The 26,260-nt window shown below is 28.4% G+C and carries 25 protein-coding genes; 12 read left to right on the top strand and 13 right to left on the bottom strand.

Going from position 1 to position 26,260, the window contains the following annotated elements:
- Window positions 1-31: 31 nt before the first annotated feature.
- From ACFQ5N_RS08940 to ACFQ5N_RS08910, 7 genes are all read left to right on the top strand, one after another.
- Complete coding sequence (locus ACFQ5N_RS08940; RefSeq protein WP_386809715.1) at window positions 32-2,527, top strand: ABC transporter permease; 2,496 nt, start codon at window positions 32-34, stop codon at window positions 2,525-2,527.
- 211 nt (window positions 2,528-2,738) lie between these two features.
- Entirely contained in the window at window positions 2,739-4,070 is a 1,332-nt protein-coding gene (locus ACFQ5N_RS08935) for a TolC family protein (RefSeq protein WP_386809153.1), read from the top strand.
- Window positions 4,071-4,081: 11 nt separating this feature from the next.
- Window positions 4,082-5,278, top strand: coding sequence for an efflux RND transporter periplasmic adaptor subunit (locus ACFQ5N_RS08930; protein WP_386809152.1), 1,197 nt, complete (start codon window positions 4,082-4,084; stop codon window positions 5,276-5,278).
- A gap of 6 nt (window positions 5,279-5,284) precedes the next feature.
- On the top strand, window positions 5,285-6,028 hold the full coding sequence (locus ACFQ5N_RS08925) for an ABC transporter ATP-binding protein (RefSeq protein WP_386809151.1): 744 nt from the start codon (window positions 5,285-5,287) through the stop codon (window positions 6,026-6,028).
- A 2-nt stretch (window positions 6,029-6,030) separates the two neighbouring features.
- Window positions 6,031-7,254 (top strand): ABC transporter permease, encoded by a 1,224-nt coding sequence (locus ACFQ5N_RS08920; protein WP_386809150.1) that lies wholly within the window; start codon window positions 6,031-6,033, stop codon window positions 7,252-7,254.
- A gap of 6 nt (window positions 7,255-7,260) precedes the next feature.
- A complete protein-coding gene (locus ACFQ5N_RS08915) occupies window positions 7,261-8,301 on the top strand; it encodes a sensor histidine kinase (protein ID WP_386809149.1) in 1,041 nt (346 codons plus the stop codon).
- A 2-nt stretch (window positions 8,302-8,303) separates the two neighbouring features.
- Entirely contained in the window at window positions 8,304-9,038 is a 735-nt protein-coding gene (locus ACFQ5N_RS08910) for a LytR/AlgR family response regulator transcription factor (protein WP_386809148.1), read from the top strand.
- A gap of 22 nt (window positions 9,039-9,060) precedes the next feature.
- On the opposite strand, the gene ACFQ5N_RS08905 is transcribed toward ACFQ5N_RS08910, so the two are convergent.
- Window positions 9,061-9,672 carry a DEAD/DEAH box helicase gene (locus ACFQ5N_RS08905; RefSeq protein WP_386809147.1) on the bottom strand — a complete coding sequence of 204 codons (612 nt, stop codon included), beginning with the start codon at window positions 9,670-9,672 and terminating at the stop codon, window positions 9,061-9,063.
- Window positions 9,673-9,940: 268 nt separating this feature from the next.
- Between ACFQ5N_RS08905 and ACFQ5N_RS08900 the strand changes: the two genes are divergently transcribed.
- On the top strand, window positions 9,941-11,704 hold the full coding sequence (locus tag ACFQ5N_RS08900) for an LruC domain-containing protein (RefSeq protein ID WP_386809146.1): 1,764 nt from the start codon (window positions 9,941-9,943) through the stop codon (window positions 11,702-11,704).
- A gap of 71 nt (window positions 11,705-11,775) precedes the next feature.
- On the opposite strand, the gene ACFQ5N_RS08895 is transcribed toward ACFQ5N_RS08900, so the two are convergent.
- The 4 genes from ACFQ5N_RS08895 to ACFQ5N_RS08880 form a co-directional block, all read right to left on the bottom strand.
- Entirely contained in the window at window positions 11,776-12,381 is a 606-nt protein-coding gene (locus ACFQ5N_RS08895) for a DUF805 domain-containing protein (protein ID WP_386809145.1), read from the bottom strand.
- A gap of 66 nt (window positions 12,382-12,447) precedes the next feature.
- Complete coding sequence (locus ACFQ5N_RS08890) at window positions 12,448-12,906, bottom strand: hypothetical protein (protein ID WP_386809144.1); 459 nt, start codon at window positions 12,904-12,906, stop codon at window positions 12,448-12,450.
- A 434-nt stretch (window positions 12,907-13,340) separates the two neighbouring features.
- Window positions 13,341-13,859 carry a M23 family metallopeptidase gene (locus ACFQ5N_RS08885; protein ID WP_386809143.1) on the bottom strand — a complete coding sequence of 173 codons (519 nt, stop codon included), beginning with the start codon at window positions 13,857-13,859 and terminating at the stop codon, window positions 13,341-13,343.
- Between the two features lie 199 nt (window positions 13,860-14,058).
- Window positions 14,059-14,658 (bottom strand): class I SAM-dependent methyltransferase, encoded by a 600-nt coding sequence (locus tag ACFQ5N_RS08880; protein WP_386809142.1) that lies wholly within the window; start codon window positions 14,656-14,658, stop codon window positions 14,059-14,061.
- A gap of 100 nt (window positions 14,659-14,758) precedes the next feature.
- Here ACFQ5N_RS08880 and ACFQ5N_RS08875 point away from each other — a divergent pair, with 100 nt between their 5' ends.
- Both ACFQ5N_RS08875 and trxA read left to right on the top strand, forming a co-directional pair.
- Complete coding sequence (locus ACFQ5N_RS08875) at window positions 14,759-15,982, top strand: multidrug effflux MFS transporter (protein ID WP_386809141.1); 1,224 nt, start codon at window positions 14,759-14,761, stop codon at window positions 15,980-15,982.
- A gap of 77 nt (window positions 15,983-16,059) precedes the next feature.
- Window positions 16,060-16,353 carry a thioredoxin gene (gene trxA / locus ACFQ5N_RS08870; RefSeq protein ID WP_386809140.1) on the top strand — a complete coding sequence of 98 codons (294 nt, stop codon included), beginning with the start codon at window positions 16,060-16,062 and terminating at the stop codon, window positions 16,351-16,353.
- A 5-nt stretch (window positions 16,354-16,358) separates the two neighbouring features.
- Here the strand turns inward: trxA and ACFQ5N_RS08865 are convergent, their stop codons facing one another.
- Window positions 16,359-16,691, bottom strand: a complete 333-nt coding sequence (locus tag ACFQ5N_RS08865; RefSeq protein WP_386809139.1) for a Dabb family protein — start codon at window positions 16,689-16,691, stop codon at window positions 16,359-16,361.
- 51 nt (window positions 16,692-16,742) lie between these two features.
- On the bottom strand, window positions 16,743-17,501 hold the full coding sequence (locus ACFQ5N_RS08860; protein WP_386809138.1) for a sulfite exporter TauE/SafE family protein: 759 nt from the start codon (window positions 17,499-17,501) through the stop codon (window positions 16,743-16,745).
- 43 nt (window positions 17,502-17,544) lie between these two features.
- On the opposite strand from ACFQ5N_RS08860, the gene ACFQ5N_RS08855 reads away from it, so the two are divergent.
- Window positions 17,545-18,243 carry a pseudouridine synthase gene (locus tag ACFQ5N_RS08855; protein WP_386809137.1) on the top strand — a complete coding sequence of 233 codons (699 nt, stop codon included), beginning with the start codon at window positions 17,545-17,547 and terminating at the stop codon, window positions 18,241-18,243.
- Window positions 18,244-18,485: 242 nt separating this feature from the next.
- Here ACFQ5N_RS08855 and ACFQ5N_RS08850 read toward each other — a convergent pair whose 3' ends face one another.
- From ACFQ5N_RS08850 to ACFQ5N_RS08835, 4 genes are all read right to left on the bottom strand, one after another.
- Window positions 18,486-18,932, bottom strand: a complete 447-nt coding sequence (locus tag ACFQ5N_RS08850) for a hypothetical protein (RefSeq protein WP_386809136.1) — start codon at window positions 18,930-18,932, stop codon at window positions 18,486-18,488.
- Between the two features lie 303 nt (window positions 18,933-19,235).
- A complete protein-coding gene (locus tag ACFQ5N_RS08845) occupies window positions 19,236-20,279 on the bottom strand; it encodes a response regulator (protein WP_386809135.1) in 1,044 nt (347 codons plus the stop codon).
- Window positions 20,280-20,662: 383 nt separating this feature from the next.
- Window positions 20,663-21,142 carry an Lrp/AsnC family transcriptional regulator gene (locus ACFQ5N_RS08840; RefSeq protein WP_386809134.1) on the bottom strand — a complete coding sequence of 160 codons (480 nt, stop codon included), beginning with the start codon at window positions 21,140-21,142 and terminating at the stop codon, window positions 20,663-20,665.
- Window positions 21,143-21,206: 64 nt separating this feature from the next.
- Window positions 21,207-22,310 (bottom strand): M14 family zinc carboxypeptidase, encoded by a 1,104-nt coding sequence (locus ACFQ5N_RS08835; RefSeq protein WP_386809133.1) that lies wholly within the window; start codon window positions 22,308-22,310, stop codon window positions 21,207-21,209.
- A 354-nt stretch (window positions 22,311-22,664) separates the two neighbouring features.
- On the opposite strand from ACFQ5N_RS08835, the gene ACFQ5N_RS08830 reads away from it, so the two are divergent.
- Window positions 22,665-23,060 carry a helix-turn-helix domain-containing protein gene (locus ACFQ5N_RS08830; RefSeq protein WP_386809132.1) on the top strand — a complete coding sequence of 132 codons (396 nt, stop codon included), beginning with the start codon at window positions 22,665-22,667 and terminating at the stop codon, window positions 23,058-23,060.
- 55 nt (window positions 23,061-23,115) lie between these two features.
- Here the strand turns inward: ACFQ5N_RS08830 and ACFQ5N_RS08825 are convergent, their stop codons facing one another.
- Both ACFQ5N_RS08825 and ACFQ5N_RS08820 read right to left on the bottom strand, forming a co-directional pair.
- Window positions 23,116-25,554: a M1 family aminopeptidase gene (locus ACFQ5N_RS08825; protein WP_386809131.1), complete on the bottom strand. Its 2,439-nt coding sequence runs from the start codon at window positions 25,552-25,554 to the stop codon at window positions 23,116-23,118.
- A gap of 126 nt (window positions 25,555-25,680) precedes the next feature.
- On the bottom strand, window positions 25,681-26,226 hold the full coding sequence (locus ACFQ5N_RS08820) for a DUF4252 domain-containing protein (RefSeq protein WP_386809130.1): 546 nt from the start codon (window positions 26,224-26,226) through the stop codon (window positions 25,681-25,683).
- Window positions 26,227-26,260 lie beyond the last annotated feature (34 nt).

Here is a 26,260-nt window from a genome sequence, read left to right as displayed (position 1 = left end):
CTCAAAAGCATCGGTACAATGGCTATTAAAAATGGCTTGGAGAGATGGAAAAGCAAGTATTTCTAGGCTTATGTTGTTTATGGCATCAATTATTTTAGGAATTGCAGCTGTTGTTTCCATTCAACTATTTAGTGATAACTTAAAACAAAACATAAAAAACCAATCAAAAGCATTGATGGGCGCTGATTTTATTATTGACAGTAGACAGCTTCCTACAGAAAAAGTGCAAGGAATTATAGATTCTTTAGGTGCAGCCGCATCTGAAGTTAATTTTGTTTCTATGGCTGCTTTTTCAAAAAACAATGGAACAAAATTAGTAAAAGTGCGTGCTATTGAAGGTAATTTTCCTTTTTACGGAACTTTAGATACTGAACCAGAAACTGCAGCTTCTTCGTATCAAGAATTGGGTGGAGCAGTGGTAGATGCAACTTTAATGCTACAATTTAATGTTAAACCTGGTGACTCTATTAAATTGGGAAAACTTACCATTCCTATTATTGGTGCTTTAAAATCTATTCCGGGTAGTACAGCTTTCTCAAGTTCAGTTGCGCCAACAGTTTTAATTCCGTTTAGATTTATAGAAAAAACAGAATTGTTACAATTAGGAAGTAGAAAAGAATATCAATATTTTTTCAAGGCAACTTCAAACCAAGACCTAGAAGAATTAGATAAAAAAATAGATCCTATTTTAGATGATGAAAATGCCGATTTAGATACACATACAAGTACAAGCGATAGATTAGGAAGAAGGTATGATAATGTGAGTAAATTTTTAAATTTAGCTGCTTTTATTGCGCTTTTGTTGGGTTGTATTGGTATTGCAAGTTCTGTACATATTTATATTAAAGAAAAATTAAAAAATGTGGCAGTTTTAAAATGTATAGGAGCTACAAGAAAGCAAACTTTTTTAATTTACCTTATTCAAGTGATTGCTATTGGTTTAATTGGTGGTGTTTTAGGCGCTGTTATTGGAATTGGTTTGCAATACGCTTTTCCTTATATTTTAAAAGGTTTTTTACCTTTTGATGTGCAAATAGTAATTACTTTACAACCTCTAATTATTGGAATAACATTGGGTGTTTTAATGTCGGTTTTATTTGCATTATTACCGCTATTGGGTACTTGGTATGTTTCGCCATTGGAAGTTTTAAGAAATACTGAAGAGAACTTAGTAAAACCAAGAAAAGCACGTATTTTAACCTTTGCAGCTATTTTACTTTTTGTGTTTTTATTTTCTATTTGGTTGTTAAAAGATATAATTTTCGGATTGGTTTTTACCGTTGGAATTTTAATCACATTCTCTATAATGGCAGGTATTGCAAGCCTATTTATAAATGCTATTAAAAAGTATTTTCCTAGTAATTGGGGATTTACAAAACGTCAAAGTTTGTTAAATTTATTTCGACCAAATAACCAAACAATGGTGCTAATTTTAGCCATAGGTTTAGGTACATTTTTAATCAGCACTTTATATTTTACGAAAGATATTTTATTGGCTAAAACATCTATTGAGAACAATCAAGAAACTGCCAATATTATTTTAATGGATGTTCAAAACAACCAAAAGCAAGCAGTTATTAACACCGTAGTTTCTAAGGAATTAAATATTATAGATGACATTCCAATTGTTACCATGCGATTGCATAAAATTAATGGTGAATTGGTTAATACAATTAGAAGAGATACTACTTCAAAAAATAGAAAATGGTTTTTAAATCACGAATTTAGAGTAACTTACCGTGATTCTTTAATAGCTTCAGAAGAAATAGTAGAAGGAAATTGGACAGGTAGCGTTGCACAAGGAACACCTATAGTTATTTCAATATCAGATAATATTGCAAGAGATGCCAATGTAAAAGTTGGAGACGAACTAGTTTTTAATGTTCAAGGTGTTTTAATGAAAACTACAATTGGCAGCATAAGAAAGGTTGATTGGGGTAGAATGCAATTAAATTTTACCGTAGTTTTTCCAAAAGGAGTGCTTGAAAATGCCCCACAATTTAATGTTTTAACTACCAACGTTGCTAATGAAGTTAGTTCAGCAAACTTGCAACAAGATTTGGTTCAAAAATTTCCAAATATCTCAGTATTAGATTTACAACAGGTTTACACTATAATAGAAGATATTTTAAATAAAATTTCTTGGATTATTAATTTTATGGCGTTCTTTAGTATTTTCACTGGTATTATTGTTTTAATAGGTTCGGTAAAAAACAGCAAATACCAACGTATAAAAGAAAGTGTTTTATTAAGAACTTTGGGCGCAAAAAGTAAACAAATTTTACAAATTACAGCATTAGAGTATTTGTATTTAGGTGTTATAGGAAGTTTAGTAGGTATTTTGTTGTCACTTTTAAGTAGTCAATTATTAGCATTATTTTTATTTAAAGAACCTTTTATTCCTTCTATAATTCCATTCTTAATATTTCTACCAGGAATTACAATGTTAGTGTTGTTAATTGGTTTAAGTAATATAAGAAGTGTTTTAAAAAGTGCGCCTTTAGAAGTTTTAAGAAAAGAGGTTTAACGTAGTATTTCCTTTGTTTACTGGTGAAAAGAACATTAAAATTCCACAAAGCAATTAAATTCACAAAAGAAATATAGTTGTTGTTTTTAAAATAATCTCATCGATAAAACAGCAGCATTTGTATAGCAAATAACCTCAAACGTATATTGCCTTTCATAATAAAGTATGATAATATCATCTTTGAAGTGTTAAATTAAAACACTCAAAAAAAATGAAATCATATCTCATTATAATAAGCTTACTTTTTGCGCAAATAGCTTTTGCTCAAGATGCTTCAAATTCAGTAACACCAAAAGTATGGTCATTACAAGACTGTATTGACTACGCACTTGAGAATAACATTACTGTTAAAGATGCTAAATTAAACACCAACATTTCTGAAGTAGATTATAACACTTCTAAATCATCACGATTACCGGGTGTTTATGGTAATGCTTCACAAAGTTTTACAAATGGTAATAGTATTGATCCAATTACCAGTGATTTTGTAACAGATCAAATTAGTAGTACAAATGTTGGTATTTCAAGTTCAATGACCTTGTTTCAAGGAAACCAAATAAACAATCAAATTAAACAAAACAAAGTATTATTAAACCAAAGTATTCTTCAAGAAGAAGTTGAAAAAAATAATATTGTTTTAAATATTTTAGAAACGTATTTGCAAACATTATACAGCAAAGAAAGTATTACAATTGCTGAAAATAATTTAATTGCTTCAGAAAATGAGGTAGTAAGAGCAAAATCACGTTTAGATGCAGGAACAATTGCTTTAAATGATTATACAGATGCGCAAAGCCAAGCAGCTACAAACAAATTTAATGTTATTGCAGCCAAAAATGACTATCAACAAAATATTATTGTTTTAAAACAATTATTAGAACTTCCTCCTTTGGAAGATATTGAAATTGAGTCAATAAATGAAAATCAAGATTTGGCTAATTATAAACTTGATAAAAGAGAAATATATGAAAACGCTATCAACTATTTACCTGAACTTAAGGTTAGCGCTTTAGATATTGAAGCAAATGAAAAAGAACTAGATATTGTTAAAGGTGGTTACTTACCAACTTTATCGTTAACAGGGAATTTAGGAACTGGATATTCTAGTACGTATGACTATTCATTTTCAGATCAATTTGATACAAATTTCAACCAAAGTTTAGGTTTATCATTAAGCATTCCTATTTTCAATAAAAATCAAACCAAAGCTGCAGTACAAACGGCTACAATAAATATTGAAAAAGCTGAAATTCAAAAAACAAATACTGAAAAAGAAGTGTATAAAAAAGTTGAAACTGCTTATCAAAATGCTGTATCAGCTCAAGAGCAAGTTATTGCTTCTGAAGCATCTAAAGTTGCTGCAGAACAATCATACATTCTTGCACAAAAAAAATATGATTTAGGAGATTTAAGCACAACAGATTTGGTTATTAGTCAAAACACATATACCAATGCACAACAAACATATTTACAATCAAAATATCTAAATATTTTATACCACCAATTATTACAATTTTACCAAGGAAACGATATTAAACTTTAATTAATTACAACATGAAAACAAATAAAAAAATTATTATAAGTAGCATTGCAATTATACTTCTTGCAATTATTGCCTACAACTTTTTTAAAGGCGATGAAGCTGTTATAATTGAAGCAAAAACAGTTATTGCTAAAAAAGCTGATGTAACAACAATGGTAACTGCTACCGGAACAATTGAACCAATTAACCAAGTAGATGTTGGTACACAAGTTTCTGGTGTTGTTGAAAAAATTTATGTGGATTACAACAGCGAAGTGAAAGAAGGACAATTAATAGCTGAGTTAGATAAAACAAACTTAATAGCTACAAAAAATCAGGCGCAAGCTTCATATGACAATGCTGTAGTTCAAAAAAACTACCTTCAAAAAATTTACGACAGACAAAAATTATTATTTGATAGTCAGGTAATTAGTAAATCAGATTTTGACGATGCTATTTATGATTTTGAAACAGCAAAAGGAACAGTAACAGAACGTTTATCTGATCTTCAAAAAGCAAAAACTAATTTAAGTTATGCAAATATATACGCACCAATAGATGGTGTTGTACTTTCAAGAGATATTGATGAAGGCCAAACAGTAGCGGCAAGTTATAGCACACCAACACTCTTTACCATTGCACAAGATTTAAAAGAAATGCAAGTTGAAGCTGATGTTGATGAAGCTGATATAGGAAACGTAAAAGAAGGACAACGTGTTACATTTACAGTTGATGCTTATTTAGGTGAAATATTTCAAGGGAAAGTTACTCAGGTTCGCTTAGATCCTACTATTTCTTCTAATGTTGTAACTTATACTGTGGTAATTAAAGCTGACAATCCAGATTTTAAGTTAAAACCAGGTTTAACTGCAACAATTTCAATCTATACATTAGAATTAAAAGATGTATTAACTGCTGAAGCGAAAGCTATTAATTTTAAACCTGTTTCTGAAACTTTAGCAATGTACAATACACACCATAATTTACCTAACAATGCAAATAACAATTCTAATAAAGAAACTACACTTTGGGTACTTGGAGCTAATAAAAGTATTACTTCAAAAAAAGTAGAACTTGGTGCTAGTGATGGTGTACACGTACAAATTTTAAGTGGAGTTAATGAAGGTGATAAATTGGTTTACAGCTTAAAAGGTTTATCAAGAGCTGAAGCCGGACCTAAAGGTGCAGGTGAAAGTCCATTTATGCCAAAACCACCAGGTAAAAAATAAGCCGTTATGAAAAAAGAAATTATAAAAATTCAAGACTTAAAGCGTGATTTTACAATGGGAACCGAAACGGTTCACGCACTAAAAGGAATATCTTTTGGTATTGAAGAAGGTGAATTTGTAACAATAATGGGTTCAAGTGGTTCTGGTAAAAGTACAATGCTAAATATTTTAGGATGTTTAGATCAGCCAACTTCAGGAACTTATGAAATAGACAGTGTAAGAGTTAAAGACTTAAGTAGAAATGAATTAGCAACTATTAGAAATGAAAAAATTGGTTTTATATTTCAATCATATAATTTGTTAGCCAGAACATCAGCTATTGAAAATGTAGAATTACCTTTATTATACAATAGTAAAGTTTCAAATGAAGAAAGAAGAGAACGTGCTATAAAAGCGTTAAAAATGGTTGGTTTAGGTGAAAGAATGGATCATACACCAGCACAACTTTCAGGAGGGCAACAACAACGTGTGGCAATTGCAAGATCACTTGTAAACAACCCTGTAATGATTTTAGCCGATGAAGCAACAGGAAACTTAGACACACGTACATCTTACGAAATAATGTCTTTATTTCAAGAGTTAAACAAAAAAGGAATCACTATTACTTTTGTGACTCATGAGCCTGATATTGCTGAATTTAGTAGCAGAACCATTGTTTTAAAAGATGGAAATATTATTCAAGATTATAAAAATAACAATGTGCAATCTGCTGCAGTTGAATTGGCTAAATTACCAAAACAAGAAGATTAATTATGAGACTATTAAATTTATTTAAAATTGCATTTAAAGCCATTATTCTTAATAAAACAAGAACTTTGCTTACCATGTTAGGAATTATAATTGGTGTAGCATCTGTAATTGCAATGTTAGCTATTGGTGAAGGTTCTAAAGAAAGTATCCGTACAACAATTTCAAGTATGGGTTCTAATATGATTACTATTAGACCAGGAGCAGATGATAGAGGTCCGGCAAGAGGAAGTGGTGGGAATGTGCAAACCTTAACATTAAAAGATTACTACAAAATAAAAGAGGAAACCACTAATTTATTAAGTTACATTACACCAATGGTAAATGGTGGCGGACAAGTAATTAATGGTTCTAATAACTGGCCAAGTACAATTTACGGTGTAAATCCAGATTATTTAAATATTAAAGTGGTAGATCTTCAAAGTGGAAGTATGTTTACAGATGCTGAAGTAAAATCTGCAGCAAAGGTGGCTTTAATTGGACAAACAGTTGTAGATAATATTTTTCCTGATGGTGAAGAACCTGTAGGACAAATGATTCGTTTTGATAATATTCCATTTAAAATAATTGGTGTTTTAGAAGAAAAAGGTGAAAACACCTTTGGTCAAGATCAAGATGATGTCGTAATTGCACCTTATACTACTGTTCAAAAACGAATTTTAGCAATAGATTATTTAAATCAAATTGTAGCTTCAGCAATTAGTGAAGATGATGCACCTGAAGCTGTAACTCAAGTCACTGAAATTTTACGAGATCAACACAAATTGTTGGACAATGAAGACGATGATTTTACCGTAAGATCTATGGAAGAATTAATTTCAACATTTAGTTCAACTAGTGAAATGCTAACAATTTTATTGGTTGCGGTAGCAAGTATTTCATTATTAATTGGAGGTATTGGAATTATGAATATTATGTATGTTTCTGTAAAAGAACGTACAAAAGAGATAGGTTTAAGAATGGCTGTAGGAGGTAAGGGATCTGATATTTTAATGCAATTTTTAATTGAAGCTATTTTAATAAGTATTACTGGTGGTTTAATAGGTGTAGTTTTAGGCCTTGGAGCTACTTTATTTATTGAAAATTTCTTACATTGGCCTACAAGTGTTGCATTGTATTCTATTGTTATATCTTTTGCAGTATGTGCTATAACAGGTATATTTTTTGGATGGTACCCAGCAAGAAAGGCTGCAGCTTTAGACCCAATTACAGCGTTGAGATACGAATAATTAATTATGGATAAAAACAAAAAAATAACAGTATTTTCTCACCTATTAGTTTGGATTGTATTAGTTAGTATGCCTTATATGTTATCAGCATCAACGCAGCAACTAAATATCAATAGAGTAGTAGCTCACTTTTGGATTCCTTTAGGGTTTTATGCTGTTATATTTTATTTCAATTATTTTGTTTTAATTGATAGATATTTATTTGTTGAAAAAACACTTAAATTCATTGCCTTTAATTGTTTAATAATTGCATTATTTGTTTTTTTAAAAGAGTTAATAGAAAGCACTTTTTTTGAAGAATTATCGCGTAATTTCCAAGTTGATAAAAAGAACCAAGGACCGCCAATAAGAATGTTTATTTACATTCAATCAATTTCTTATATGGCGCCCTTACTGTTTGCAATAGCAATAAAAAGTACAAAAAGATGGGTTAAAATTGAAGCTGAACGTAAAGATGCGGCAAATGTAAAATTACAATCAGAATTGCAACATTTGCATTACCAATTACAACCACATTTCTTTTTTAACTCTTTAAATAATATTTATTCATTGGTTGATGTAATGCCTGAACAGGCAAAAACATCTATACACGGTTTAGGAAAATTAATGCGTTATATGTTGTACGAAACCAATATGGAATTAGTACCACTTTCAAAGGAAATAGACTTCATGAAAAAATATACAGATTTAATGAAGTTGCGAGTTTCAGATAAAACCGTGGTTAATTATAAATTTCCATCAACTGATTTTGGAATTAAAATAGCACCATTATTATTTATTTCGTTAGTAGAAAATGCTTTTAAACATGGAGTTGCTGCAAATAAAGAAAGTAGTATTGATATTAATATGACCTGTGAAAATAAAACTGTTTTTTTTACTATAGAAAATGATAATTTACCTAAAAAAACCAATGATAAAAGCGGTTCAGGAATAGGGTTACAAAATTTAGAAAAACGTTTACAATTATTATATCCAAAAAAACACATATTTAAAACGGCAATTCAAGACAATCGCTTTAAAGTAACGCTACAAATTGAAACTGACTAAATATGAGCAAATTAAAAATCTCTTGCATTATTGTTGATGATGAACCAATGGCTATTAATTTAGTTGAAAGCTATGTAGAAAAAACTGCGTTTTTAGAACTTAAACAAAAATGCAGTAGTGCCATTGAAGCATTGGAATATTTAAAAACTGATCCTGTAGACTTACTGTTTTTAGATATTCAAATGCCAGATTTAACGGGTTTGGAGTTTTCTAAAATGTTACCTAAAGAAACTCGAATTATATTTACAACAGCATTTGATCAATACGCTTTAGAAGGTATAAAAGTTGAAGCACTTGATTACTTGCTTAAACCTTTTGATTATGCAGAGTTTTTAGTTGCCGCAAATAAAGCGAATAAATGGTTTGAATTGGTAAAAGGTCAACAGCCAACAGTACTTTCTGAAGAAAAAGAATTTCTTTTTGTAAAATCTGAATACAAACAATTACGTATTAAATTAGCTGATGTTTTGTATTTTGAAGGATTGAAAGATTATATAAAAATTTGGATAAAAGACAATCCAAAACCTATTTTAACGCTAATGAGTTTAAAATCTTTAGAAGAAGAACTTCAAGAAACTAAATTTATGAGAGTGCACAGGTCATTCATAGTTTCACTAAAAAACATAGAAGAAATTGAACGTAGTCAAATTATAATAAATAACAAACGAATTACAGTGTCCGAGCAGTACAAACCAAAATTCTTAGAATTTATTTCAAATAATTCATTAAACAATTAGAGTAAACATTCTTTTTTGTGTTTTAAACAGCTATTTTCTTAGAATATTCCATAAAATACGACTCAAATCTCTTTAAAACAGGAAGCATTTTTTCTGAATAAATTACAAACTGACATTTTGCAATACTTTGACTAATAGACATTAATGAATTATATGCTTTTTTTTGAGTTAAAAATTCAGCATCATCAATACTAAAAATCTTTAATTGTGAAGTACTAACTCCGTTTAACAAAAACAATTTATTCATATTTGTTGGTGTAGAAATTAGAATATCAATACCTTCAAATATTTCTGATTTTTGCAAATCAAGATACACGTGATCAAGCCCTACATAAACCCGTAAACTACTATGTCTGGTATAGGTTAAAAAAGCATCATACAATTCTTTAGCCTTTTCTTTATTTTCAACTAGAACTATAGCTCTAGGAAGGTCTCCAACAGCCTCATATTTTAACTTTTGTAAAGTAGTTAAAATTAGTGTAGTTGTTTTTCCGCTATTTTTTGGGGCGGTACAATAAACATTTGAACCACTTTTAATTACCGGAATACTTTTACTTTGAAAAGTAGTTGGTGTTACAATTTCTTGATCCTTTAATTTTTCTTGAATCTCTAAATGTAATTTTTTAAAAGGCATTTTATAAGTTTATTATAGTTTATGCAAATATAAGATTGTATTAAAATAAATGGAAGAAGTTTCTAATTTCTATTTTGAAATATGTAATAAAAATAATTGAAGGAGGTATCTCACATGTGAAATATACCATTTATTATTATTTACACCCCGTTTATTATGTAAATAATGACATTTGTTATTGTTTTTTAAAAAAATCTGCAATTTTATTTGTAAATTTAATGCTAAGAAAAGAAATAATAATTTTTGCAGAACCTCAAACTTATATTTTATGAAATCTTTAAACCTATACGTGCTATTGTCTTTTTTAGTGATTTATATTTCATGCACTCCAAATTCAGATGAAATAGAAGAGCCTGAAACTGAAATAATTGTAGAGACTTCAAAACAAATTTTAGAAAATTTATCAATTCCAAGTGATTTTAATTTTGAAACCGAAAGAAATGTAACATTAACAATTAATGATGCAACACCATATGTAAAATATGAAATTTTCGCGTATTCAACTAATTATAGTTCAGAAGAAGAAAATATTTCTGAAGCACTTAATAATTTACTTTATTCAGGAAAACCATCTAACGGAAGTATTGTTCACGTTTTTAGTCTATCTACCGTTTATAATAAAGTATACATATCAAGAAAAGATGGATTAGAGTATTCCTCAGAAATTATTGACATCATAAATAATGAAATTGATTTTAATATTTCTAATTCATCTAAATCTTCAAGAAAAACCAATGAATCGTATAAAACTAATGATAACGGATGTGTAGAATGTGAAGACAATTTCTTTTTAAATGGAGATTTTGAAAACGGACCATCACTACCTAAAACCTTTATTATTACAAGTGAAAATAATGTTGAAGGCTGGTCTACAACAGCTACTGATAGTAAAATAGAGTTATGGAATTCTGGATTCAATGGAGTTCCTGCACAAAACGGAACCTATTTTGCCGAACTAAATGCAAATAAAAATGCAGCCTTATATCAGCGTATTTGTACAAGTCCAGGTGCAGAAATAAGTTGGTCTGTTTGGCATAGGGGAAGAGCAGGAACAGACAAAGCTGTGGTTCGAATAGGAGAAAATTTGGCAACTGCGACTACTGAAGTTACAATGATTACGGATAATACAGCCTGGAAAAAATACTCTGGAACATATAAAGTGCCAGAAGGACAAATAGATACTTATTTTTTATTTGAAGCTGTAAGTACTGCAGGTAGTATAAGTGTTGGTAATTTTATTGATAATGTTGTTATTACAGAAACAGTTGCAGGTGATTGTACTGAAGTAGTTAATAAAATATTTTATCCTACTAAATTTGCAGTAAGTACAATAGCATTTGAAGATCTTTGGCCATATTCTGGTGATTATGATTTTAATGATTTAATTATTAGTTACAATATTGAAACATTTTTAAATGCTCAAAATAAAGTAACACAAGTAGACTTTAATTACAAAGTAGAATCAATTGGAGCCGGTTATACTAATGGATTTGGTGTGGAACTTGAAGGTGTATCACCATCATTAATTTCAAGTGTAACTGGAATGAATTTAACTGAAGGAATTATAACAAACAATTCAAACGGAACAGAACAAAATCAACCAAACGCAGTAATTATATTTTTTGATAACGCACAAGAAAATGAAAATTTATTCAATACTATTTCTGTTATATTTTCTGAACCTATAACCACGGAAACGTTAGGTACAGCGCCTTTTAATCCTTTCTTAATTGTTAATAAAGATAGACTTACTGAAATACATTTACCAAATAAACCTACAACATATTTTCCAACTACAACAACTATAGACGATTTACCAACAGTTAAAGATGCTGATGGTAATTTTAAAACACCTGAAGGATTGCCTTGGGCTATAAATGTTACTGGAGATTTTAGTGCTCCAAAAGAAAGCACTGTTATTACCGATGCTTATAACTATTTTGCTGATTGGGCTACTACAGGTGGTTCAACGTATTCAGATTGGTATCAAGATAAATCTGGATATAGAAATAATAAGAATTTAAAGAATTAAGAATCATTACTAACTAAACTTAAGAACCTCAGATTAAAATATAATCTGAGGTTTTTTATAATACATATGTATTATTTATTAAAAGTTACAACTATATCAAATTGAGAAGTGCCTAATAAAATATGTTTGATTTCTTCCCCGTTCGATACTATTATTTTTTTGCCTTCAAATTGACTTCTATCTAAATTAAGTGGAGTTGTTCCAATTTTAATAAATGAAGATGATAAAACTGTTACGATAGAATTATTTGAAATTATATTATAATGGCTTTTTTTTGATTCTCTGCATTTGAATATATCTGTTTCAATGTTCGAATTAGAAAAAGGTTTAGAATAATTAATATTTGTATTTACAACCTTATTTTTAGGGTTATCTCCGTATTTATTTGGGCCTTTTACACTATCATCAAAAAACAAATCAAAAAATTCTAATGGTATTAATTGAGTCCATCCATTATTTCCAAGATCGTGGCATCTTTTTGCCCCTTGCGCCCATATAAACCAGAAATAGGGGAGCATCAGCATAATTGCAAATGGAATAATAATATCAAATGAATCAACACTAGAGCTAGCGAAAACTAGAAATAAAAATATAACATAGACGAATCCTATGATAAGGCTTAAACCATATTCAAGCCTTCTAATTCTGCCTTCAAACGAAAATGGGTTTTTAAACATAAATTAAAAAAATTTTAACTATTAATAATCGGTTTCTTTTAATTTCACTATTCTTAATTTATTCATTTAATAACATATTGACAGGTCATCTATATTTGTAGTTGGATCTAGTAATACCCCTGCATAGCTACCTCTATATCCGTCATCACTAACACCTACTTGCACAACAATTTCACCATCTATAACGGTAAAATTGTAAACTGTAGTATTATATCCGTCATTATATTCACATTTTACAATAAAAGTATCATATGAATTTTCTAACACTTCAAATTCAACTTTAGCAGCCCAATTATATTTATAGTAACAACTGCCTATTTCATCAAACCATTCAGTTACTGGGTTTTTTATATTGTCATTAAACTCGAAAAAAATATCTTGTGATTCTCCATTTTTAAAAAATTCCCATTGAGTTCCATCAAACCTCCCTAAAAATGTATCATCTGAATCATCTGAACAACTAATCATTGATATTGACAAAACCATTATCATTAATATACCTAATTTAAGCATTAACTTTTTCATATTATTTAATTTATTACACAAATTTTTACTAATTATTATAATATCAACACGACATATAACCTTGCAATGATATAATAATCACTGTTAGAAATAATAAAGTAGTTTTGTTTGAGTAGTGTATTTTTATAGTAAATTTAAGAAACTATTAAAATTATTACTAGATATAGAATGTTTATTATTAGTTAACAAGCTAGTTTAGATTGATTCTAGATTTATTAAGTATTAGAAATAATCAATAAAAAAACATATTCTATGGAAGATATGGAAAGTTGGAAGATAATATTGTACGCCTGCACGGTAGGCAGTTAATAACTTAGGGTAGTTTTAAGAGCTTTTAATTATTTCATAGAGAATCTTGGATAAATTAAGTTAAATCTCTTAATTACAATGCTTTAAACGTAATTAGTTAATCTTAAAAAACTTATTCCAGGATGCTAATTACTAGTCAAATAGTTTATTGGATTTAAATAAAACATTTTTTTCCATCCTTGTTTACTTTCAGAGTCATATCTCATAAGATATGGAATTGGAGTTAACATTGAGTAGTGTAAATGAGGTGGTTTTCCTTTAGCGTTTCCACTTGTTCCAACTTTACCAATTGTCGTCTTTTGATTAACCCAAGACAAAACGGATGTCATATTTTCTTTCATATGAGCGTAATAGTGAATTCTCCATTTTGGACCAATAATTAGTATGATATTTCCTCCAACTGGAATTTCTCCAGAGAATAATACTAGTCCACTCACAGAAGAATTAATTTTCGTTCCATCTTTGGCAAAAATATCCACTCCTTTGTGGGTTACAGATTGTCCCCAAGGATAATACCAAAAAGAGTCCTTATTAAAATCATTATTTGTTGCATTTTCAACTGGCATTTTAAAATGCTGAGGTAAGATCAGTCCAATTGCTATTATTATCAAAAGTGCAAATAATATCTTTTTTATTTTTCTCAATTCATTTATTTTTTATTAGCGTAAATATGTTCATCTAAATTAGATAAGATTTCATATTAAATTTAATAAACTAAAATGATTTATTTAACTTAACACTCAATTATAACTTACAATTGGCTAAATACCTGTATAAATGAAAATGTTGTAATTTGTATTATAATTTATATTATGTTAAATAGAATATCTTAAACTTAATAATTTAAAGCTTTTTCAAAATCAATGTGGTCATACATCGTTTACCTTCTACTATTGTAGTTTTAACATCATCAACAAAAGAAATTTGATCTAAATCTTTTAGCTCATCCAAAATTTCAGCCGTTAATAAAAATCTTTGAGAGCCATCTGGTAACAAATAATTTCCTTTACCCAAATCTACAACGTTTAATTCCATTCCAAAATTAGAAGCCATTCTAATAAACAACATTCCATTTGGCTTAAGCACACTTAATAAATTTGAAAACATTTTATTAAAATCATCAAAATCAATTGCAAAATGTAAAACTGCATTACAAATTATATATTCAAAATAATTTTCATCAAATGATATACTATTTAATGAAGCTACTTTAAAATGATCTTTTTGGGCTGAAAAATTTTCTTTACACAAATCTATACACTCTTCAGTTAGATCTATACCATAAATTTGAAAACCTGTGTTATAAAACCATTTTAAATTACGACCCTTTCCGCAGCCAGCATCTAAAATTTTGTCTCCCACTTTAAACCTTTCTTTTAAAATTTGATCTATTAAATAGATATCAATATTTCCAATAGCTTGCTTTAAAAGTGAAATGTTCATAGTATTTATTTTTACAAAGCAAAGTACAATTTTTAATGAATTCGTAACATTTTTATCTAAGAAAATATTTCATTAAATACATTTAAAGTACATTTGTCAAATGCAAAAAAAACCTTCTCAACTAGAGTTTATAGCATTAATGGCTTCATTAATGTCAATTGTAGCATTGGCTATTGATGCTTTATTGCCTGCATTAAATTTTATAGGTTTTTCTATAGGAACAACAGCATCAACAGATACGCAACTATTAATTACAATGATATTTTTAGGCTTAGGAGTTGGACCGTTATTATTTGGGCCTATTTCAGATAGTTTGGGTAGAAAACCAATGGTGTATTTAGGTATTTTAATATTTATTATAGCAAGTTTTATTTGTATTTATGCTAAAAGTTTAGAGGTTATGATTGCTGGAAGAATTTTGCAAGGAATTGGGCTTTCAGCACCTAGAACCATTAGTATTGCTATGGTTAGAGATACTTTTAATGGTGATTTTATGGCCAGAATTATGTCGTTTATAACGGTTGTTTTTCTGTTAGTACCAATTGTAGCTCCTGCAATGGGACAATTTGTATTAAATCATTATAATTGGCAAGCAATTTTTTATATTCAACTATTATTTAGTATTTTAATCAGTTTTTGGTTTTGGAAACGACAACCTGAAACACTCTCTAAAGAACACAGAATTAAGTTTACCCATCATATTTTTATTGATGGTTTAAAAGAAATTTCTAAATCTAAAGTTACTATTGGTTTTACTATTATTTCGGGTTTTATTACCGGTTCTTTTATGGTGTATTTAAGTACTTCGCAGTATATTTTTCAAGAACAATATATGTTAAAAACTGAGTTTCCTTACATATTTGCAGGCTTAGCAGTTGCTATGGGAATTTCAACTTTTTTAAACGGTAGTCTTGTTTTAAAATATGGAATGGACAAATTGGTAACTGTAGCACTTACCTCATTTTTTATTATTTCATTACTTTATGTGGTTCTATTTTATAATACAAGTAATCCACATATTGGATTTTTACTTCTTTTCTTTGGATTGCAATTTTCTTCAATTGGATTTTTATTTGGAAATTTAAGAGCTTTAGCCATGGAGCCAATTGGCCATATTGCAGGAATTGGTGCTGCTATTACTGGTTTTGCTTCAACTATAATGGCTGTGCCTATTAGTACTTATATTGGTAGTTTTACTGAAGACACAGCACTTCCGTTATTTGTAGGTTTTTCTATTTGTGGTTTTCTTTCAATTTTAATATTGGTTTATTTAAAACGTGTTAAGTTTAAAGAAAAGAAACTAGCCTTAAAAACTTCAATATAGCCACTACTCTACTTTTATATTTTTTTGAACTTTATTTTACAATAATTTTGTAATTTTAAATATTAAAAATTTAATGTATGAAAAAATCATTTCAAGATATTATCAATCAAAACGTACCTGTATTGGTAGATTTTTATGCAGATTGGTGCGGACCTTGTAAATCTATGGCTCCTATTTTAAAGCAATTAAAATCTGAATTAAAAGATGGAATAAGTATTATAAAAATTAATGTTGACAACAACCAATCTATTGCTGCTAAATATCAAGTGCAAGGTGTGCCAACATTTATAATTTTTAAAAATGGTAAACAAACCTGGAGACAGTCAGGAATGCAATCTGTAGCCCAACTAAAACAGGCATTACAGCAATAAAATATTTAAAATACTTCAGAATCAATTATTAATACTTTTTCCCATAAATAAGCTGCTTCTGAAATAAATAATTTATGTGCTGCTTCAACTTGGTACTTATCGTGATCAGCTAAATTATCAAAAGTAACTTTTAAACAAAAGGTATAACTACTTTCAACAACAAACCTTGCCGTTTGAGCAGGAACTCCTAAATGTTTATTTTTTGCATGTTTTGATGTTTCTAACAACGTTTGAACATGTTTTTTAAACGCTTCTTTATCAGCTTCATCATTTGGGTTTTTCAACCAAAATAAAACTACGTGAACAAAGTTTTCATTGTTTTTTTCTATACTACTCATATTTTAACTTCTTCTTTTTTTATTTAATAATATTGTGAATATACATTTTTTTCAACCTAATAAAATAACTAACGCTCCAACGGCTGTCACTAGTAATATAAATTTACGGTAAGCATCATTTTTAATTAATTTTACCAATTGTACACCTACTAAAAACCCAAGAATTACACCAGGAAATAAAATTAAATTCAATAAAATTGTATTAACAGTTACAGTTTTCCAAACAAATATATGAAAGGGTAACTTAAAAACATTGATTATAAAAAACAACCAAGCAGCCGTTCCTATAAATTCATTTTTAGGTAAACGCATTGCCAAAAAATAAATACTAGTAAAAGCGCCAGCTAAATTTCCAATCATAGAAGTTATACCAGATAACAATCCCATTCCGTTAGAAAAAAACTTATTTGTAGGAACACTTTTATTTTTTTTGCGCTCCATAAAAATCATAATAATTACAGTAATTAAAATAAAAACAGCCATTATTTGTTTAAAAAATTTTTCTGAAATGTCATTCCCAAACCAAACTCCAAACAATACGCCAACTACCATTGCAGGTAATAATTTTAATAACAAACTCCATTGTGTATGTCGATGATAATAAATTACAGCAAAAACGTCAGCAACTATCATTAAAGGGATTAAAACTCCTGTTGAAGCTTTCCCTCCAAAAACAAAAGCCATTAACAACACAATAACAACTCCAATTCCCTTAATTCCAGATTTACTAAAACCTAACAGAAACACACCTAAATAAGCAATAAACCATTGTGAATTTGTAAGTTGAAATTGGCTAATTAATTCTAACATTCATTTTGTTTTTTGAACAACGCAAGATACTTATATTTGCCCAATGATAGTTGAAATTATTTTTGAAGATGAAACCATTGTTGTAGTAAATAAACCCAACAATGTATTGATTCATAACTCGTATTATGCAAGAAATATAAAGGATGCAACTATTTTAGATGTACTTCAAAATCAATTGGGATTTCCTTTGTACCCTGTTCATAGGTTAGATCGTAAAACATCAGGTGTATTATTATTGGCTAAACAAAAAGAAAATGTTGCTATTTTTCAAGAATTATTTAATTCTAATAAAATTGAAAAAACCTATGTGGGAATTGTGAGAGGTTTTGTTGAAGAATCAAAATTAATTAATTCACCTGTTAAAAACCCTGACACACAAGTTTATAAAAATGCCGAAACACTTTGTAAACCAATGCAAAAAGTTGTGCTAAATATACCTGTTCACCCTTATGAAACGTCAAGATATAGCTTAGTTGAATTAAAACCTGCAACCGGAAGAATGCATCAACTAAGAATTCATATGAATAAAATTAGTCATCCACTGGTTGGTGATTATAAATATGGAGATAGATTTCATAATCGCATGTTTGAAAATGAATTTGATTGCAACAATTTGTTTTTACACGCAATTTCTTTAAAGTTTCAGCACCCAATAACACAACAAAAAATTGAGTTAACAGCAAAATTACCAAATGATTGGAATTTTGTTATGAAGAAATTTGGCTGGAAAAGTTTTGAATAAAAAAACCGTTTTCAAAATTTGATTCTCAATTTAATACAAACATTTTTGAATAATTTTGTACAAATATTTCTTGTAAATTAATCTCACCCCAAATAAAATAATTCAGTTAAAATATTTTTTCATTATAAATTAATAACCTTTTTAACAATTACGTTTATTGCTAAAAAAATCAATATTGATTTAATAATTTATATACAAAATATCAAAGAATCAAAGTTTGAAAACGGCAAAGTATTTGAATTTTAACTAGTTAACAATTTTTGTTTTTTCTCTTTTTTCATTATAAATAAAACTAATTCAAACACTTGTTCTTTCAAATATTTAAAGTTATCAAGGTAATTAATAACTTCAGATTTAAGAGATTCATGATGATTTCTAAAATTATCTTCTCTCTTTAAATATATATTTTCAATTAATAATGATAAATTTATATTATGATCTTTTATGCTAGCCAATAACACTTTACCCAATTTTGTTTCGTGCTCTAAGCCATTCAACAATAATTTTGCTTTTTGAAAATTATGTGTTTCGCATAAACTAATAATATGTTCTGATAATAATTCCTTTAAAAAATTTTGTTCAACCTCAATAAACTCAATTTCAGACATCCATTTGTTAGTTTTAAACAATAAATGTTCAACACTATTGGTAAATGTAGATGACTTTTGTATTGGAATTATTCGTTTCATTATTTCATTTATTTAGTTTTAATAGAATCCGAGGAATTTAATCCTTAAATCCCTCGAATTCATTAAAGAAGATTATTTCATCTTAACCATTATTGTTAATTCAAAATATCAATCAACAATTCATAGTCCTTTAACCCTCTTCATAAAATCTTTTGTAATTATAAATAACAAATTTCACTTTAATAAAACTCATCTTTATGAAACCTTACTTTGATTTTATATTGCTAATTTATGTCAAAATAGAAGTACGTACAATGACGCTCATCAATAAAAGTAATGATTGTTATCATTAATTAAAATGTATTAATCTACTTTTGAAAGCTTCATTTTATTTAAAATTTTTATGCTTTTGGTTGAAATATCAATTAATTTCTCTTCTTTAAAATCATGAAGTGTTCTTGCGAGTGTTTCTTTAGCTATACCTATTGAATTTGCTAAATTTAAGCGAGTTATAAAAATTTCATTATCTACTACCTCAGTAAAACTTTCATGTAAATTTAATAAAATTACAGCAGTTTTTTTTCGAACAGATCCATATGCAAATAACATTAATTTGTTTTTTAACTCAACAGAATTCCCCGCTAGGTGTATAACTAAATCATATAAAATATGGTTGTTATTTTTAATGATAGAAGCTATTTCTGCTCTATTTATTTTGTAGAGCTTCGTAAAAGACATTGCCTTTGAATTTTCAAAATGCGGTGTGTTTTTTAAAAAAGAAGAAAAACCAAAATATTGATTAGAGGAATAAAAACCAGTGTTTAACTCTTTTCCATATTCGTTTATTTTATAAGTTTTCACCATACCTTTTTTTATTAAAAAAATATGATTACTTAAATTTCCTTCACAATAAATAGTTTCTCCTTTATTAAATGTAAATACCTTTTTTGTAGCTAAAAACTGATCAATGTTTTTTATATTTAAACAACCTGACACATTTTTAAATTCAATTGGTTTTGAATTTTGTTCTAATATTTTTACTCTTTTCAAACGACTTTCAATAGCTCTTAATAATTCAGATTCTCCAAAAGGTTTACTAATATAATCATCAGCACCTAGCTCCATTCCCTTTCTTAAATCGTCGTGAGTAGTTTTTGCAGTTAAAAAAATAAATGGAATATGCTCTAATAATGGTGATTTTGAGATAATTTGCAATACACCATAGCCATCTAATAATGGCATTAAAATATCACATATAATTATATCTGGTAAAAATGATTTTGCCAATGCTACGCCTTCTTTTCCGTTTTTTGCAGTTTTAACGGTATAATTGGCTAATTCTAAAATTTCCGATGTATTTTCTCTTACAGTTTTATCATCTTCAATTAAAAGCACTTTCTTTTTCATGGTGCAACTATTTTTAGTTATTCACTGTTAAAATAATTCCTTTATGCACACAACTATTAAAAATATTTTACACAATTTTTAATAATATTTAAATCTATGTATTTTAATGGGGTAACAAATACATTAAGCTCATACAATTTTAAGCTTCTATATCCTTAGAAGACTATTTTAATGTTAAAGTTAATTTTTTTTACATTTTAAAATTATGATAAAAATCACTCACGAAAGTAAATATTTAAAAAACAGTATTTTACCAACCGTAATTAGCGTTTCATTTTAATTTATACAGCTAGAATTTTATAACTGTTTTGTACAAATTAAACAACAAAAATACCTTTTCAAATAAATGAAAAGGTATTTTAAAATTAGTAAGTAGTAGTAGACTATATTTCTCTAAAGATAGAGTGCATTAAACGCTTTTTATCGTTAATACTTTCTTCTAAAGATATCATTGTTTCAGTTCTAGAAACACCATCAATATCGTCAATTTCAAAAATTATTTCTTTGGCATGAGTAGTGTCACGTGCTCTAATTTTACAGAAAATATTGTATTTACCCGCTGTAATAAAAGCAACTGTAACATTTGGAATCTTCTTTAAATCATTAACTACTAATTTAGTTTTTGAAGTTTTCGCCAAATAAATCCCAATATGCGAAATAAACGAATATCCCATTTTTTCATAATCAAGCGTAAGAGTTGATCCTTTAATAATACCCTCATCCTCCATTTTCTTAACTCTTACGTGGATTGTACCTGCTGAAACAACTAATTTCTTTGCAATATCTGTAAAAGGTGTTCTAGCATTCTCAATAAGAATATCTAAAATTTGATGATCAATCTCATCTAACACAAATTTTTTCATGATGTTTATTTAAATGATGTAAAATACAAATTTATTAAAATAATTCGAAAAACAAACATAATATTTACGAATTTGACAATTTTAAATCGTTAATATTTAGATTTTCTCCATTTACGATTGTATTGGCATAGTAGTTAGATAAGTCTCCAGTACACTCAATACACTTGTAACTACTTAATACGCTGTTAATTACACTGTATTTTAACTGAACACCAACATCTATTACATTATCGTCAGAATCTTTTATGTTTTTATAAATGATATCTAAATATAGCTTATTGTTATTAGGAATATCGAAATAAGGCTCGTAATTGGAATAATTTGAAGTAGAAGCTATAAAATACAACCCTTGCACCAATGCATAAAAATTATATTCGCGTGTTTTTTCACGGTTATAATCATCTTTAAAATGACCTGCTTCTATTAAAATTGTATTGTGCCCTAGTTTTTGAAAATTATCACCCGTTGCCGTTGGATAAAACTCATCAGTATATCTTCCAATATGATTAGGAATCATTTGCTGCAACAAACTATTCATTGCAACAATTACACTCATAGTTTCCTTTCTTCCATTTGTTAACGTTCTTTCTAAATCTTCAGAAGGCGCTAAAAACGATATAGTAGCAGGATTTGGTTGTCCATCAACATTAAAAATTGAACGTTGATCGTGTAAATTAAAGCAAAACTCAGGGTTAAAGGTATCTAAACAGTTTCTTAATAGTTTACTTTCAATAGCACTTATATCAACCGCGTCTCTGTTTAAATCTATATTGTTAAAGTTTTCACGAGTAAATTTAATAGCTCCATCAGGATTTAACAATACAATAAACTCCATTCTACATTCTTTAAGAATAGTTGATGCAATATTTTTTATGGCTAAATCTTCTGAATCAAAGAAGTTAAACAAATCAAATAATGCTTTTGTTCCTGTACTTTCATTTCCATGCATTTGAGACCAACATAAAATTCTTTTAGAGCCATTACCAATAGAAATTTTATAAATAGGAATATTGTTTTCTGAATGACCTATAATCTCTTTCTCAAATATTGAAGATAAGTTTTGGATTAAAGGAGCAATATCTTCAAATAAAATTTGCCTTCCTTTTAATTCATTTTGAAAATTAGAAGCATACCAACTTTCTAATATGTTTGGGTTTAAACTATTCATATAACAAAAGTATATGAATCTTCATGATATAAAAAAGTAGTTTAAATAATTAACAAGAAATATGTTAATTGTTAATTGTAAACAAATCACTTATTACAAATGTAAACAGATAATCTACACTTATGATTACAATTGTGAATTACATTTGTATACAACCTGCGATACTTTAAAAAAACAACGTTTCTTTATATAGGTAAAACCTATAAGTAAACCATAATTTATTTATTTTTAATTAATTAACACCTTCCACTTAAACAAGTAATTAATATTTAAACCACATCAACACTATTTCTAAAACTATGATTGTTTGTTTAAAAATAATAAGTTACATTTGTAAAATACAATTAGTTTACAATGGTAAATACAGAAGAGTTTACAAAAAGAATAAAAATTATTATAGAACACTACAATATTTCTGCGGCAATATTGGCTGAAAAAATGAAGGTGCAACGCTCTAGCATTTCACATATTCTATCAGGCAGAAATAAACCTAGCTTAGATTTTGTAATGAAAATTTTAAATGCTTTTCCGGAGGTAGAATTGTATTGGTTATTAAATGGTACTGGTAGTTTTCCTAAAACTAAACAAGAAGAAAACACTACTCCATTACCACCTCCTACTATTCAGCATAACACTAAAGCAACAATCAAAAATGATATTCAACCAAACATTGCTATAACAAAAGATTCAGACATTGAGCGCATTGTTATCTTTTATAAAGACGGCTCTTTTAAAAGTTATACTTCATAAAACAAAAAAAAGCTTCTCAAATTGAGAAGCTTTTTTATTATTAAGAAACTTATATCTATTCTATCAACTCAGCAATACCAGTTTTTAAAATAACCGTTAAATCTTTTTTATTTGCGTTAGTTGAATTTTGCTGTGTCGCAACCATTTGGTTTAGCATATTCACAGCCATTTTATCAAAATTGTATTTTTTATACTGCTTTCCAAGTTTTACAAAATCTGCTGTAATATTTGTGATTGCCTCTTCATTATCACACTCAGAAATCCATTTAAATGCCCCGGCATACAACTGTTGTGTACGAGGATTTTGAGACAAAAACATACCTTTTAGCACGTGATTTGCAATAAAAGGAAGTTTTGTTTTATCTTTTTCATTAATATAAATAGTAGTAATTGCATCAGGAATTTGCTCTTTTACAACTTCATCAATATCCTCTAAAGCTACCAAAGCGGTTGCTTTATCTATTTGATACAAAGAAACCAACGATTTCCCTTTTACCGAAAAAGATTCACTTTCTATACCTCTAACAAAAACAGGCTTATAAATAGGATCTATAAGTTTCCCTAAAACATTTATTGCTTCCGCTTGAACCAAAGTGTTTTTATCATATTGTGCAATACGCTCAATTTTTGCAATTGCATCTTTCTTAGTATATTTCTGAAACAAATCTATTTGTTCTAAAGCCAACACTCTTATTTTATAAAAAGGATCATCAAAAGCTTTTAAAACTGTATTAAATGCTTCTTTACTGGTTTGCTGCTCCTTTACTATAGCTTCTAAAGCTATTTTTCTATCTAAATAATGAGGCGCATTATTAAACTGATAAATATATCCTTCTAAACTTTTTTTATCGTCAATTTCAGCCAATAAAATATGCTTCGCATCAATATTAATAAGTTTCGGTTTTTTTACGAATGGAAATGTAAACGAATTTTGTTTTTTATCTAACCAAACTTCTTCACGCTTTACACCATTTTCACCATAAATATCAATTGACAATGGAAAACTAAACACTTTTCCTTGCTGATTTAAATTGACTGTTACCGTATTATTAATTGTATTATAGTCATACGTCACATTTAATCGAATATGCCCACTACCAAAATACCACTGATTAAAAAACCAATTTAAATCTTTACCACTAACTTCTTCAAACGCTAAACGCAAATCATGAGCTTCTGCAGTACCGTATTTATGTTTTGTTAAATAGTAATTAAACGCTTCAAAAAACGCTCCATCACCCAAATAATTTCTTAACATATGTAAAATTGCACTTCCTTTATGGTAACTTACAGGATCAAACATATGTTCCTTGTCTTCATAATAAAAACGCACCAAATCTTTATTTTCACTTTGACTTTGCAAATACACTTCAATATCTTCGCTCATATGCGCATCAGCAGCATCTTTTCCATATTTATGAGCATACCATAAATACACACTATACGTAGCAAATGATTCATTTACAGTTAAATTAGCCCAGCTCTCAGTTGTTACTAAATCTCCAAACCAATGGTGAAATAACTCATGCGCTACGGTTCCCTCCCATTCATTATGATCTACTAATTGCCCTTTCTTTTGTTGCGCATCTTCACCGTGAACAACTGCCGTTGTATTTTCCATTGCTCCACTTACGTAATCACGCACCACCATTTGACTGTATTTATCCCACGGAAAAGGAATTCCAGTGAGTTCAGAGAAAAAAGTCATCATTTCAGGTGTATTTCCAAAAATATCTTTGGCTACATCTTCAAATTCAGGTTCTACATAATAATCAACAGCCAAATCATTCCAAGAATCTTTTACCACACTAAACTCACCTACACCCATAAAAACAAGATACGGCGCGTGTTTCTCATCCATTTTCCAGTAATCTGTTCTGCTACCGTTGCTATGTTTTGTTTGGTTAATTAAAAGTCCGTTTGATAAGGTTACAAACTTATCTGGAACCGTCATATAAATTTCTTGTGTAGTTTTTTGATTTGGAGTATCAATTGTTGGAAACCAACAGCTACTTGATTCTGTTTCTCCTTGTGTCCAAATTTGCGTTGGTTTTGAAGGGTCTTCTTCTAAAGGATCAATAAAATAAAGTCCTTTTGCATCATTAATAGCAGCGCTTCCTTTTTGTTTTACTTCTTCAGGTTTGGCAATATATTTTACATATACTGTAAATGTTTCAGTTCTAGTATAGCTTTTATCAAGATCTACCGTTAACTTATCATTTTCATAGTTAAATGTTGCTTTTTTCTCATTTACTTTTACTGCTTTTACTTCAAATGATTTTGCATCTAAAACAACTTTATTTGTTGCGTAAAAATGCGGACTTAAAGTAACCCAAGCTTCACCATTTAACTGACTTTCTTTAAAATTAAAATCTACTTTTAATTTGGTGTGAATTAAATTATTTACTTTTTCTTTTTCGGGTTGATAGATTTTGTCTTGAGCACCTACTACAATTGAGGTTAATAGTAAAAGTGTCAGTAATAATTTTCTCATTCTGTATTTTTAAATTTAAAGCCTCAAAAATAATATAAATATTATGCTATGAAGTTAAAAAGCAGTTAAAAAGCCACACCTTTTATGGTGTGACTTTTATAAATTTCAATATGTACGTTTTTTCTACTAAATATCCTTAAAAATATTTTCTATTTGCTTCAATTCATTTGAATCACCATCTAACTTTATTTCTTGCGACAATTTCATAATATCTGAAGGATTCATGTTTTCACCCAAAACTCTAATAATTCCAAAGCCTTTTTCACTATCTGCAGCAAAAATAATTACTTCATCAATAGCATCATCTTCACCTAAAAAATTAACTGTTACATTTGTACCAGACATTTTAACACGCATTAACTGCTGATACTTCGGGTTTTTTAAAATAGCTTTAACTTTTAAAACTTCTGACTCATAAAAACCTTGATTGCTATCAGATAATTGCAACGCTAAAAAATTTACTTTTTTTATTGTTTCCAGCGTGCTCTTTATATCTTCAGAAACTTCTGAATCTTTTAATTGCAATATGCTTGAAGGTATATCTACTGAAATAAATTCGTCATTCTCTTTACTCTCTACAATATATTTTTGAAGGGAAGGCGTTCCATTACAAGCTGTAAACAATGTTGCAACCACAAAAACAACTCCTACTATTTTTAAAATCGATTTCATTTTATTTGTTTTAGTTTATTTAAACATATGAAGC

The sequence above is a fragment of the Lutibacter holmesii genome, from assembly GCF_042679665.1.
Lineage (GTDB): Bacteria > Bacteroidota > Bacteroidia > Flavobacteriales > Flavobacteriaceae > Lutibacter > Lutibacter holmesii.
The sequence above is the reverse complement of the archived record's forward strand: the minus strand, read 5'-3'. Positions and strand labels throughout refer to the sequence as shown.